This is a genomic window from Sphingobium sp. RS1 (genome assembly GCF_056156825.1).
The window spans coordinates 2,997,508-3,011,056 of the sequence record NZ_JBLZXE010000002.1; the positions used below are offsets into that span (position 1 = coordinate 2,997,508).

The window sequence follows — 13,549 nt, forward strand, 5'->3', positions numbered from 1 at the left end:
GCGTCAGATATGACCGGCGGGCCTGCGGATGGCTGCCGGCCATGTCCGTGTCAGCGGGCCGCTATGGCCGAAAATCCGAAGCTGGAATTGAAATATTCATCCAGATCCTGGATGGCGCGGTCATTATTGCCGCCCCGGTTGAAGTTCAGGTACAGGCTGCTGCTATAGTCGCCTTCCAGGAAGGCGTCGCGATAGTCCGTCTTGATCATGAAGACGGGAATCCCGTTACGCATCAGATGCCAGCGGAACCACAGATCGTCCGCTGTGGGGGCCAGTTTCATGGCAGCATCGATATTCAGCACCTCAAGCGGGAAGAAGGAGGTGTTGTACAGCACCCCGTCCTTGCCCGTGGGCAGGATCAGCAGGCCGGGATTTTCTTCCAGCTTGCTCTTCATCCATGCGCGATAGGGCGCGAAGCCATTTTCGGATACCGCGATCCGGTGGCCGCGATAGGCGATCTGGCAGCGATAGCGGGCATAGGCATCGAGCAGCGTTTCCAGCCAATAGCTTGGGTAGATGGTATCGTCGTCAACGGTGACGACGTTTCGCGACTGGCCCCAAAATTCGTAAAGGAAGGGCAGAAGCTTCCGGTAGGGACCGATATTGGGGCAATAGGAAACGGAAAACCGCCCTGCATTCTTGCGCGCGAGTTCGGCGATGCCCTTGGGGATTTCCGGAATGCCTTCATCCAGAAGATAGGGCTCGCGCGAGATATAGAGTCGCACATGCACATCCTTGTAGGATTGCGACAGGAGCGACTGGATCGTGTCGACCACGCAGTCGATGCGCGAACTGATCGTGGTGAGCGAAATGTCGATGCGGCCGAGGTTCACGCTGCATTCTCCTTGAACGGCACCGGCGCCCGCAATTTACGCGGCACCAATATCATATTGTCTTCCAGCAGACGGTCGGTCGTGCGCTTGATCGCACCCAGCGAGTTGCGCTTGGCGATATTGGTCCGGAACAGTTGCAGATGCTCCCCGTCGTTCAGCAGCGTGCGCTGCGACAGGGTGCCCGAATCGGCCAGACAAAGCAGCAACGGCAGGGGCAGGACCGTGATCGCATGATGGCCGTAGAAGCCACGGATGCGCTCCCGCATTTCCACGTCGCCGCGCGAGCGGACATGCGAGAAGGTGCCGACCTCATCGAACACGGACTTCTTGAACATGGAAGTCATGGGCCCGTCGCCGAAGATCGCGAAATCGGCTTCGAACTGTACTTTGCCGGCGCGGTCGATACGGATATGGTCGGAGGACAACAAACGGGCGTGGGGATGCGCGTCGAATGCGGCGAGTTGCAGGCGAAGCCGATCGGGATGCGCCCAGTCGTCGGCATCCTGGATCGCGATATATTCGCCTGCCGCAATTTCGATGGCCAGATTGCGGCCGACATAGGGACCGCAATTCTGGTCCAGCCGGATGAGTTTGCACTTTTCGTAGGAATCGGCGATGCGCTTGATTTCCTTCGCGAGATCGTCGTTGCTGGCATCATCGACAATGATGAGTTCGACGTTGCGATGCGACTGCTGCATCACCGACGCCGCAGCGATTTCCATCAATGAGATGTCCGGGTTGAACGCGGACATGATGACCGTCACCACCCGGTTATCGTCGCTGGGCGTGCCCTCAATGCGGCTGGCGTTGGAGAAGATCTGGCTGACATCGTCGCCTTCGATCGTGAAGGCCCGGGCATCCACATCGTCAAATCGGCGGGCGATGACCGTATTGAGCATCACATTGTCGCCCATGATGTTTCGGGCGACCGCATTGACGTCGTTATTATAGTCGAGCAGCCCTTTCCCGTACAAATCGCTGATGACCGCCTTATCCGAGAAGATGGCGGCGGCCAGCACCTGATTGGGCTGTCGATCGAGTCCCTCAAGACCGATCGTGCCGATCGGTATCGACAGTTCCCGCAGTTCGTTGGAGAGGCCGCGCAGTTGATGCAGCCATTTGTACAGGTTGATCCGCGACAGCTTCAGCGGATCCTGCAGATTGCGGACCAGATCGTCTCTTTCGAGGGCACGAATATTCCGCTCGATAACATCGACGCCTTCAGCCGTCGCCTCGATGGCGCGCACGATATCGCGTCCGACCTGATGGACGACGCTGTCCTTGAGGTAGGAATTGATGAGCGGGACGAAGCTGCGCAGCAGTTCTCGCTTCTGCAATTTGGCGGGGGCCTCGCGGGCCAGGCTCGTCAACAGCAGTGATTGCACCACCGGCTCTCCGAATTTGCGTAGGCATTCGGCGATGCGGAAAGTGTAGCGGTCAGACGCGCCGGCGCAGCGCGCGGCGCAGAAGGCCAGAACCGCACTCAGTTCCAGTCCGTCGAGACTGAAGGCCAGAAGGTCGAAGAAGGGAAAGATGACCGCAAAGTCGCGCTGGCAGAATTTGTCGGCAGCGGCGGCAATATTCTGGGCGATCATATCGCAATGACGCGACTGGCGGACATAACCCAGATAATCGATCAGGAAGCTCGGACGGATTTCGAGCAGGATATCGTTGCGCAAGCTGGCGGCCAGCAGGAAGCGATCGACTTCATCACGCAGGAAGAACCGGTCCAGGCTATCGTCCTTCAGCGCCTCGAACACCATCTCATAGGCGCTGACATCCTGCCGGTTCAGGGCGATCCGGATCTGGCTTACCAGTTGGACATATTTGCGACGGTGCCGCGAGATGATGTGAGCGATCGGCCAATGGATATTGCTATCCAGCCCATTGATATATTGGGCGTCGACGTCACCGTTAGCGGTCAGTTTTTCGAAATCGGCGGCGGCCAGGGCGGCGGGGCGATAGAGGCGGTGGAAGGCTTCCGCCTCCAGCGTCTGCTCCGCATGCGTGATGCAAATGCCGGAGGAGGGAATGAAATAGTCGCTGCCGAAATCGCCATCGCGAATTTCGGACGCAGGCACGGATGCAAGTGCGCCGGTCAGTGTGAAACGACTGATATCGTCCCGGCTGCCAACCGAGATATCCATCGCACCGCTATCGGCTAGATATTTGCATTGGATGGGGCTGACCGGATAGCGTCCACCATAGGTCCAGTGGCGCGCCACCGCGCGCAGCAGATATTGTTCGTCATCGCCTGCCCAGGGCCGCAGGAATATGATCGGCTTGTTCAGGTCGGGATAGGAAAGACGGTCGAGCGCCTTGCGGACGTCATCGATGGATTCGAAGACGATGCAGTTTTCGATGTTGACCAGCTGGGACGCATTCTGAACGCTCATGCCGTTGAGGCAGACCAGCGCGTAGCTGTGCTCCATGTCCACATTGGACTGGGGCAGCTGGCTGCGGGAGCGGTCCGTGACATATTCCGCAAGCGGCAACGGCGGATTGGGAGAACCCTTGCCGTCGTCACCGCTCAGCGTTCCTACCTGAACCAGTGCCTCGCCGCTCGGGAAGCCGACGACCTTGGATCGCCATGTGGATTGCGTGTTGACCTGATAGGCGCCCAGATTGATGCCGTTGGCGGCCTCCGGCATAGCGCAGAGCATAGCCAGGGTCACCGGCGAGACGCGGACATTGGCAGCTATGGACAGGCTGCGCAGATCGGTGCCGTCCTCCTTGCTGGAAGATAGTGTGACGAAGTCGCGATCGCCCAGGCTCTGCCAGAAGGCTGCGTCAGCCTCTGTCGGGGTGCTGGACGTCAGCTGGATGTGGAGCGGGGTTGCCGGCTCGGCCTGAAGCCTGCCGCCGTCCGCGACATATTGCGCCAGATGGACGAACGCCAGCCGATCGGCACCGCTTAGCGTCCCAAGCGTCTGGCTCAGGTGGCATTTGAGCAGGCTGGTGACGAGATCGTTCGAAAGCGTGTGTGAGAATTTGTGCGCGTCCTGCGCAAACTCACCGCCAAAGCCCATCATGGTGATGAGCGCGCGCAGGAAATGGCCGGACCAGGGCAATGATTGGGACAGGATGAGCTGCGTGGCCAGATCCACCGGATTGCAGGGCATGGCAGACAGCGCCAGGCCGGCGCTCCGGACCGCGTCGGACGGGGAGGTCACGTCCATGCGACTCGCATCGTCTATCAACGCGACTTCACGAGCCGAAAATTCTTTAATCGCAGTAAGATGGCCAGTATCCGGGGCGCATTCGCCCAGGGGAACGGTGCTAACGTCGAGTTGCGCAATCTTGATCCGGCTGCCGCGCGAGAGCAGGAGAAGGAAATCATAGTCGATATCGGCGAGACTGTCGCCCGCGACCTGAAATACGCCCTCTACGGCATACCAGCGACCCGCTTCCAGCGACAGGCGCGCAGCGGTGCCTTCAATGCCGACCTTATGCCGTCCGCCGTCCTGCCCGCGCGACGCCATTTTGGGTTCGACCCAGCATTGCTGCCCTTCGAAACTGTCGACATGAATGAGAACCTGCACGACAAGGGCATTGCTGGCGGCCTTGGGGGCGGGAGCGGAACCCGATATGCGGCACCATTTGGTGCTGAGCGGGGCATGGACGGTCATGACCGCGCCGTCGTCATGCCAGAACAGCTTGGCCTCCACTGCCTCGTCTTCTGCTGTTGCGGTATCCAGCATCTTCCATTCGACGGCCAGGCCTTCGCGGAACAATACCCGGTTGCCGCCGCGAATGGGGTGGTCGAACCAACGACGGACATCTGCGCCGGTCACATCGGGCGTGGCAGATGTGACTGGCGGGCTGACGCTCGCTGTTCCTTCGTCCGTATCAAGCATTATTCTATCCCCCAAAGCACCGAATGTCGGGTATTTCCGCTAATCGCCAACAGGCCCGCGGGATCGGCATGCCCCGTCCCGCACGGCATTTGAAAAAGCTAAACGGCCAGCTCTTTGTCAAGGTGGTTGATGATTATATCCGCGACTTCCGGACGGAGGAGATCGCCATAAACGCGTTCGTCATCGTCAAGAATGAAGGGATCGAACAATCGATCATAACCAGCCTCTAGCGCCAAATTGTCATTTGCATCAGAAAATGAATTCTGAAAATCCATTAAATGATTCCAGTTACGGAAAAAAGACCGCCGACCGGACGGAGATTTTTCGGCAATGGCGCGATCAAGATTCTTGATAAAATTATTTAGTTCGTTCTTACTTTTCGAAGATTGATTGGCAAATCTCTTGGCAATTACCGCATCGACTGAAATTCCGACGTTGGTGGCGCCGACTGATCTTATGCGACCCGGCTTTAGTCCCACTCTGTTGAGAAATTTCTTGGTTATCTCAGGGCCGATGATGTCCGAAAATCGGATGACCTTGATATCCGGGAAATATGCTTTCCATGCGCAATATTGGCCGTAATAATCGAAATGAAACCAGAATTCCTTGGTGAAGGTTTCGAAATCCGACGTATATTTCGTTACCTTGACATGCTCCTGGTACATGGACTGAGCGAAATCCGCCTGGTTGCGGAGCACCAATATGATTTGCGCATCGCCGACGCAGTCCTTGAGGTGCGCGATATAGGCGTTCCGGGCGTCCCAATATTGATCCGGCGAACGCATGGATGAAGGGCGGCCGCCACCCAGAACCTGACGCCACATGGGTTCGGCGCTGATGATGACATGGTCGAATTCCGCGCTCAGCCGTTGCGTGTCGCGGAAGAACTTCTCGGCCTGGGCCTGCGTGATGGAATCATGACCGCCTGCCAGTGCGTTGGCGGCACCCAGATGAGCATAATGGGGTGGCGCGTTGATCACGCTATAATCCGGGTAGCAGATGCCCATTTCGCGCAAATGCACCCTGCTGGCGGAAAGGGATCGCTGGATGGTAGTCGTGCCGGTCTTGTGCGTTCCGATATGAAGATGAATCTTTCCCATTTCTACCTTCCGAGCATTTCAGGAATAGCATGATGAAGTCCGCTTCCCCGCGATCGAGGACAGAGTGCCAAGGGGGCGGAAGGGCAGGCGTCAAAGGTTCGCCTTCAGGATAGGTACATTCTGGCTGTGCTCCCTGTCGGGCAAGCAGGACGACAATCATGCGTTACCAATTTACTGGCCTCCCATCTGATCTTGTGAAGTCGCTACCCATTGATCGGCTTGGGGTAAAGCTGTGAACGCCTCTTCCAAGGCAGTTTTATGATCGGGCGCTCTTTGGTCGAGGCGATCGGTGCTTGTCTGCGGGCGCGCTTTCGCCATCCGTCTTGGCCTTGCTATGCTATTTCAGCCTGCCGGGATACCCATGGCGCCGGAAGCGTATTGCTCAATGTCCCGACGGTGGTCGACAGGAACGGAGAATCAAGGATGCGTCGCAAGGCAGCCTATGTTGGAATGATGTTCGCACTTGCCTTACCCGCCGGTGCCCTTGCCAAGCCCGCCGCGCCGGCCAGGTCCAATTGCTCCGGCCCCGTCAAACCGGTTAAGGCCTGTGTGGGCGGCGTCTGCGCCAACGGCATGGCCATTGAACATCGTCGACGCTGGCATGGGCTGGGCCTTTGCTTTCGCGAGTTGCGCGAGGCGATGCGAAAGGGTGGGCTGAACGCCCAGGTATCCGTCGGCAACGGCCGCGCCTATCCCGCCATGGACCTCGCCAGAAACAGCCTCATCAACGAATTGACCAAGCCGGATGTTGGCATATGGGATCCGTCCGGCCGCAAATATGTCCCCATTGGCAACGTGCCGATCGATACCAAGTCAAAGGTCGCGATACTGAATAACGGCGGTCGTTCATTCAACGGCATGAGCCAGATGGACATGGCCAATTCGATGGTGGGGATGGTGAATCTGCCATCGGCCAAAGCGATGGACCGAAAGACGTTTGACCTTTTCTACAAATTGTCGCGAAGCTTCATCAATGTGGTTATCGCGCCTGTGGGGCAGGGTGGGCTGATGACCCAGTCGCAATGTCGGGACAAATCCCGCAAATGCGCCTGGTTCCATTCCGTCACGAATATGAACGCCGATCCATCCAACAGCGGCGCGCTCAATCAGGATCTGCACATTATCAGGGACTTGCTGAACCTGTCCGCGTCGTCGAACGATCTCGCCTATCTGCGGGACTATGCCTATAGCGGCATGGCCCAATTGTTCATCGGCGCTGGCGATACCAATCGGGCGCCGTCATTTTCGAATTTTGTGGTGAAGCAAAATGACGGAAGCCGGTTACTTTATTATGGCTTCTTTAACAAGCAGAGTAAGTTCAACGGATATTTTCTCCCTAACAAGGGAAAGAATTGCCATTACGCCATGCACAGCATGAATCTGGCTTACGCTATTCTGACGAACAAAAATTATGGCGACGGCCTCGTCAAGGGACAGGCCCTGTCATGCGGTTCGCCGTTGATGCAGGCGAACCAGACCTTGACCGCCTTTGCCGGCCCAAAGCGGATGTCCAGCGCCGAGATGCAATGCGCCGGGCAGGGGCGTTATGAAGGATCGCCGTCCAACAGCTTCTACAACAAGGCTTTTTCGAGTTGCGGCCTGGCGCGCTGAGCGGGCGCGGGCGGCTCTTTTCGTACATCTGCTGGGCGTGGCCGATTGCGCCTGTGCCGCCATCGGGATAAAATAGCCCTGCCGGAGCCAAGTGGCAGGGCTGAGCCGGGTTCAGGCCAGTCAAGGAAAGCCCGGATCGGCGGGGCAGCGCAACATCAAGGAGCCTTTCACAGACATGCGCAATCCAACCTCCCTGTCCCTCACCTTCGATTGCTGGAGCCTTGGTCTTGAGGCCTGTTCGGTGATCGGCATGCGCCTGCCGCGGCTGATGGTCGGCAATGCGGCGGCGATGGCGGAAGCGCATTTGATGGTCAGCGAGAAGGTCGAAGCCGCCGCCATGCTGCAATGGAAGATGATGACGGGTGGGCTGGGCACGTCGGCTCCCGCCATGCTGAACGCATCGGTGGCACATTATCGCAAGGCGGTACGGAAGAACCAGCGTAGGCTGTCCCGACGCGACGCATCCGGCGGCCTGAGCGCGCGAATCTGATGGCGCCAGCATGTGCCGGCGTCACGCCACCAGGCGGTTCTGATCCAGTTTTTGCAGCAATCTGTCGACGTCCCTGGCCGGAATCGGCTTGCTGAACAGATAGCCCTGGATTTGCCCGCAACCCTCGGCGCGCAATATGTCCAGCTGGTCGCTATTCTCCACCCCTTCCGCGGTGGTTTCCATGCCCAGCGCGTCGGCCAGGGTGGTGATGGCCCGGATGATGGCGGTGGCCCCCTTGTGTGCGAGCAGATCGACGATAAAACTGCGGTCGATCTTCAGCTTGTCGAAGGGGAAGCTGCGCAGATAGCTGAGCGACGAATAGCCGGTGCCGAAATCGTCCAGCGCCACGCGCACGCCCAGGGCACGGAGCGAATGAAGCGACGCCAATGTCGCTTCCACATTGTCGATGAACAGGCTCTCGGTGATTTCCAGCTCCAGCCGCTGCGGCTCCAGCCCCGATCGCGACAGGCCCTGCAACACGATGCTGTTGAGGGTGGAACTGCGGAACTGCACCGGGGACACGTTCACCGCGACGCGAATATGGTCGGGCCATGACGATGCCACCCGGCAGGCTTCGTGAATTACCCATTCGCCGATAGGGATGATAAGCCCGGTTTCCTCCGCCAGCGGGATGAACTGGAGCGGGGAGACGGTGCCGCGAACCGGATGGTTCCAGCGCAGCAGTGCCTCGAACGCGGTTACCCGGTTCTGCGACAGGCCGAACAGCGGCTGGAAATGCAATTCCAGTTCGCCGTTGCGCAGCGCGTCGTGCAGATCGACTTCCATCGCCCGGCGCGCCTGCGCCTCCGCATCCATCGCCGCTTCGAAAAAGCGGTGACTCCCCTTGCCATCCTGCTTGGCGCGATAGAGGGCGAGGTCGGCATTTTTCAGCAATGTGGTTGCATCCGCCCCGTCTTGCGGCGTGAGCGCGATGCCGACGCTGGTTCCCGTGACGATGCGATGGCCGTTGACCTGGAAGGGCAGGGTCAGACCGTTGACGATGGCGCGGCCGATCTGGTCGGCATTGCCGGCGCCATCCTCCACCACGATCGCAAATTCGTCGCCGCCGAGCCGTGCGACGAAGCCGGTCGGGCAGACCTGTGCCAGCCGCGCCGCGACCTCGCACAGCAACGCGTCGCCCATCGGATGCCCCAGCGTGTCGTTCACCGCCTTGAAATTGTCGAGGTCGATGCAGAAGAGCGCGAATCCGTCCTTGCCGGCACGTTGCAGGAAGACGGCAATCTGTTCCCGCAGCAGAGTCCGGTTGGCCAGACCCGTCAGATCGTCGTGGAACGCCATATGGGCGATCTGCCGCTCGCGCGTCTCGACGGCGTTGACCATCCGGTTGAAACTGCGCGCCAGTCGCCCGATTTCGTCGCGCGTCTCGACCTTTACCTCGGCATGTTCGCCTGAGCTGACCTTGCGGGCGGCGCTTTCCAGGGCGATGATCGGCCGGGCGAGGTTGCGGGACATGGCAAAGGCACCCCAGATCGCCAGCACCGTGCCGATCAGTCCGAACGCCATCAGCGCGGTCAGGATCGGCGAATAGGCGGCCATCGCATCGGTCAGGCTATATTCCAGCACCAGCATCTGCGGTGCGGAGGGCACCAGATTTTCCACCGGTCGCGCCTGGACCAGCATGTCTTCCGATCCGCGCTTCCATTCGCGCGTGGTGATTTCCCCGCTCTTCGCCGCGCGCAGGCTGGCGGGCAATGCCGCGATCGGCAGCAATTTGGGATGAAGGTCGGCCGTCGAGAGCTGCGCCAACTGCTGTAATTCGGCCGGACCCATATTCTTGGAAAAGACCACCCATCCGATCAGATTGGGTGCCCGTACCGGCGAGGCGGCGACCATATGGCTGTGGGTGCCCCAGCCGACGATGCCCTGCAACTGGCCGTTGTCGAGCGCATCGTAAAGCTGGCTGGATTCCGTCTCCGACAATTCGCCCGTGTCGCCGGACAATGAGCCGTCGACCGACACGAACAGCGCGTGATCGATACCGAACCGCCCTTTCAGGCTGTCCAGCGCCGACGCGATGGTGGGTGCGTCGTTGGTGCCCACCGCCGTGCGGAAGCCGAAGTCGCTGGCAAGCACGGTGGCGCTCTGGTCGAGTTGGCGGAATTGCAGGGTCGCCATGCGCGCGAACAGGGCGCTGCCCGCCGCCATTTCCTGACGGACGGCGCGATCGGCATAGGCTTCGATCGCATTGCGGGTGGCATAGACCGATACGCCCATCACCGCGACGAACAGCGCGCCGTAGAGCAACGTCATCTTGACCGTCAGGGCCGACCGCATGCGCAGCAGCCCGCGCCGCCATCGCCGCCGAAGGACGGCGCTATTCATCAGAGGCTCGCGCGCAGCGCCACGCTGGCGCTCCGTCCGACAGAGCCGCTGCCCGGAATAGGCACCAGCAGCAGTTGCTCGTTATTCTTGGCCTTCATTAACGGATGCCAGATCGTGACCTGCGCCGTGCCAGCGGCCAGGCCGGGGATTCGCACCTGTCCGTTCGCGCTACTCTTGGCCGCGAAGGGGGTGTCCACCACCTTGATGAAGCCGCTCATCTGGTCATGGATATTGCACCCCAACGCGACCGCGCCCGCCGACTTGAACGTGTAGCTGCGCGTCTCGTCCTTGCCGAACAGCTTGATCTCGAACTTGGCCGGTTTGGAGAAGGAATAGATGTGGTGCCGCACCTTGTCATGATTGGGGAAGCGCACGGTCGCCCCCACCGGCACGATCAGCACATGGGGGGAGAAAGCGATATTTTCCTGCACCATGGTCGTGCCCCAGGGGAAGCGGATCGGCCCGTCCGGCACACCACCGGCCGGCCGCACGGTGACGACGGCATCGCTGACCGGTTTGCCCGTGGCATCGACGATCTTGAGGTCGAGATCGCCGGCATGGGCGGCAGAAGTGCCCAGCAGCAGGGCGAAGCCGGACAGAATCAGGAAATGGAGGGTGCGCATGAGGCACCGCGGTAAAGGAGAAGGATAAATAAATGCTTAGTCCAATTTGGCGCGTGTCTTGGTGTTTGGAGGTCGAAAAAGGTCCGATCTAACTTCACATTAATCTTGTTGCGCTAGACGCCGGGCATGGACCTGACCAGACATGCCCTGATTGCCGCACTTGCATTAACCGCTTTTGTGCCGGCAGCCGTCGATGCCCGACCGCTTCGCAATGGTGGCAAGCTGTTGCTTACCAACGGTATATCCTCGCTGGAAGGGGCCAGCGGCGGCGGCCTTACTCCCTGGGCGGTGATTGCCGGCAATGAAACCAGCGATGGCATCGGCCTGTCGGCCCATGGCACATTGGTCGAGGTCAAGGATTATGACTATCAGAGCGCCGGCGCCGCGATCGGCTGGCGCGATAGGGTCGAGATCAGCTACGCCCATCAGGATTTCAACACCAACGAGATCGGCCTGGCGCTCGGTCTGGGCAAGGATTACGCCTTTTCGCAGGACGTGATCGGCGCGAAGCTGCGGGTGGCGGGCGACCTGGTCTATGACGCGCTGCCCGCCATTGCCGTGGGCGTCCAGTATAAGAAGAACAACAATGCCACCATCGTTCGGGCAATCGGTGCGCAGCATGACGAAGGCGTCGATTATTATGCCTCGGTCAGCCGGCTGTTCCTGTCCCGGTCGATCCTGTTGTCAGGCACGGCGCGGCTGACCAAGGCGAACCAGCTTGGCATATTGGGGTTCGGCGGCGACAAGCATGACCATTACAGCCTTCAGTTCGAAGGGTCTGCGGCGTGGCAATTGTCGCGCAAGCTGGCCATCGGCGGCGAATATCGCTCCAAGCCCGACAATCTGGGCATCGCGCGCGAAGATGACTGGTTCGACGGCTTCGTGGCCTATGCGGTCAATCGTCATGTGACCGCGTCGGTCGCCTATGTCGACCTTGGCTCTATCGCGACGGTCAGGAATCAGCGCGGGGTCTTCCTGCAACTCCAGGCCGCCTTCTGATCTTTCCAGGATAAACATCCATGTCCATCCTTCTGTCCCTGCTCCTGCTCCAGACCGCACCCGCCGCCGCGCCCAACGCCATGCCCGGTGAGGAGGTGGTCGATCCCTATACCGTCGACAACCGCAATGCCGGCGCGATGCCCTTCACTGGCACTGCCATGGCCGGGGCCTTTCATGGGCAGGACGGTATCCGCCGTATCGTCGATCGGATGGTCGACACCAACTTTGCGGACCCGGTCATCGGCGAGATTTTCGCCAATCAGGACAAGGTTCGGCTGAAGCGTACGATCTTCGAACAGTTTTGCTATATATTGAATGCGGGCTGTTCCTATACCGGCCGCGACATGGCGACCGCCCACAAGGATATGGGCATCCAGAAGGCCGACATGAACCGTCTGGTCGAAGTGTTGCAAGGCGCCATGACGGCCGAAGGCGTCGATTTCCAGGCGCAGAACCGCTTCCTGTCGAAACTGGCGCAGATGCGCCATGATGTGCTGCAAAAATAGCAGCCATGCCCGATCGCCGGACAGTGTCGACGGCAGATAGTCCGGGGTGTGAAATGGCGGAGCGGGAGGGATTCGAACCCTCGATACGCTTTTGACGTATACTCACTTTCCAGGCGAGCGCCTTCGACCACTCGGCCACCGCTCCGCATGAACCCCTGCCGTCGCTGTAAGCGGCGTGAATCGGGTTCTTATTCCAATCGCACTGGAGGCGGCTCCCTATCGTGGCGCGTCGCGCTAGGCAAGGGGCATTGGCGCCAAGGCTTTACATTATCGCGCGCGCCCTGTTTGATCGCGGCATGATCCATCGTCTTAGCGCTTTGCTGCTCGCCGCTGCTGCCGCAACCCCTGTTTTTGCCGCCGACCCGCCGACCACGCCTGCGGCCGTGGTGGCGCAGGCGCCGGCTGCCGCCTGGCAGCCCATCCCCGCCGACGAATTGCTGGTCATGACGGTAGAGGGAGGGCGGCGCGTGGTGATCCAGCTCGCGCCCGGCCTGTCGCCGCGCCATGTCGCCAACATCGTCAAATTGGCCAGGGCGCATTGGTGGGACGGCACCAGCATCAACCGGGTGCAGGACAATTATGTCGTGCAGTGGGGCGATGCGACCGAGAAGAAGCCGATGCCGCCCGGCCTGTCCGCGACCAGCCCGGACGATTATGGCCTGCCGCTGGCGAACCGCCGGCTGGCGATCACGCCTTTGCCCTATCCCGATCCTTACGCGCCTTCGACCGGTTTCGTCGGCGGATGGCCGGTCGCGATGGATGGCACTGCGGCCTGGCTGCCGCATTGCTACGGCTATGTCGGCGTGGGGCGCAACCTGTCGCCCGATGCCGGCACGGGAGCGGAGCTTTACGCCGTGATCGGGCAGGCGCCGCGCCAACTGGATCGCAACATCGCCGTCGTCGGACGGGTGATCGAGGGGATGGCAGTGCTGTCCAGCCTGCCGCGCGGATCGGGCGAACTGGCCTTCTATACGCCGCAGGAGCATCAGGTGCCGATCCTGAGCGTCCGCCTCGCCAGCGAATTGCCCGAAGCACAGCGGCCCCGCTTCGCGATGATGGACACGCTGTCGTCCAGCTTTGCGGATTATCTGCGGCTGCGCGCCAATCGGAAGGATGATTTCTACGATCGGCCCGCCGGTGGTGTCGACATCTGCAATGCACCGGTGCCGGTCAAGTCGCTGCCCTGA

Annotated in this window: 10 protein-coding genes and 1 tRNA gene; 5 read left to right on the top strand and 6 right to left on the bottom strand. The window is 60.3% G+C overall.

Annotated elements, in window-relative coordinates; translation table 11 throughout:
- Positions 1-50 precede the first annotated feature (50 nt).
- From ACNHGR_RS16425 to ACNHGR_RS16435, 3 genes are all read right to left on the bottom strand, one after another.
- The gene (locus tag ACNHGR_RS16425) at positions 51-833 is read right to left on the bottom strand and encodes a glycosyltransferase family A protein (protein ID WP_184269483.1); all 783 of its coding nucleotides are present in this window, start codon (positions 831-833) and stop codon (positions 51-53) included.
- The gene (locus ACNHGR_RS16430) at positions 830-4,690 is read right to left on the bottom strand and encodes a glycosyltransferase family 2 protein (protein WP_475287455.1); all 3,861 of its coding nucleotides are present in this window, start codon (positions 4,688-4,690) and stop codon (positions 830-832) included. The genes ACNHGR_RS16425 and ACNHGR_RS16430 overlap by 4 nt, the downstream gene beginning before the upstream one ends.
- 98 nt (positions 4,691-4,788) lie before the next feature.
- Complete coding sequence (locus ACNHGR_RS16435) at positions 4,789-5,790, bottom strand: hypothetical protein (RefSeq protein ID WP_184269487.1); 1,002 nt, start codon at positions 5,788-5,790, stop codon at positions 4,789-4,791.
- 258 nt (positions 5,791-6,048) lie between these two features.
- Here ACNHGR_RS16435 and ACNHGR_RS16440 point away from each other — a divergent pair, with 258 nt between their 5' ends.
- Together ACNHGR_RS16440 and ACNHGR_RS16445 are read left to right on the top strand one after the other, a co-directional pair.
- Entirely contained in the window at positions 6,049-7,401 is a 1,353-nt protein-coding gene (locus ACNHGR_RS16440) for a hypothetical protein (protein ID WP_184269489.1), read from the top strand.
- A 175-nt stretch (positions 7,402-7,576) separates the two neighbouring features.
- Positions 7,577-7,891, top strand: coding sequence for a hypothetical protein (locus ACNHGR_RS16445; protein WP_184269491.1), 315 nt, complete (start codon positions 7,577-7,579; stop codon positions 7,889-7,891).
- 21 nt (positions 7,892-7,912) lie between these two features.
- On the opposite strand, the gene ACNHGR_RS16450 is transcribed toward ACNHGR_RS16445, so the two are convergent.
- Together ACNHGR_RS16450 and ACNHGR_RS16455 are read right to left on the bottom strand one after the other, a co-directional pair.
- Positions 7,913-10,186, bottom strand: coding sequence for a putative bifunctional diguanylate cyclase/phosphodiesterase (locus ACNHGR_RS16450; RefSeq protein ID WP_475287457.1), 2,274 nt, complete (start codon positions 10,184-10,186; stop codon positions 7,913-7,915).
- Positions 10,187-10,233: 47 nt separating this feature from the next.
- Positions 10,234-10,857, bottom strand: coding sequence for a cupredoxin domain-containing protein (locus ACNHGR_RS16455; RefSeq protein ID WP_475287459.1), 624 nt, complete (start codon positions 10,855-10,857; stop codon positions 10,234-10,236).
- A gap of 126 nt (positions 10,858-10,983) precedes the next feature.
- Here ACNHGR_RS16455 and ACNHGR_RS16460 point away from each other — a divergent pair, with 126 nt between their 5' ends.
- A complete protein-coding gene (locus tag ACNHGR_RS16460; protein WP_184269493.1) occupies positions 10,984-11,856 on the top strand; it encodes a DUF3034 family protein in 873 nt (290 codons plus the stop codon).
- Between the two features lie 20 nt (positions 11,857-11,876).
- The gene (locus ACNHGR_RS16465; RefSeq protein ID WP_475287461.1) at positions 11,877-12,362 is read left to right on the top strand and encodes a group I truncated hemoglobin; all 486 of its coding nucleotides are present in this window, start codon (positions 11,877-11,879) and stop codon (positions 12,360-12,362) included.
- Positions 12,363-12,416: 54 nt separating this feature from the next.
- On the opposite strand, the gene ACNHGR_RS16470 is transcribed toward ACNHGR_RS16465, so the two are convergent.
- Positions 12,417-12,507, bottom strand: a tRNA-Ser gene (locus ACNHGR_RS16470).
- A gap of 151 nt (positions 12,508-12,658) precedes the next feature.
- Between ACNHGR_RS16470 and ACNHGR_RS16475 the strand changes: the two genes are divergently transcribed.
- A complete protein-coding gene (locus ACNHGR_RS16475; RefSeq protein ID WP_475287463.1) occupies positions 12,659-13,549 on the top strand; it encodes a peptidylprolyl isomerase in 891 nt (296 codons plus the stop codon).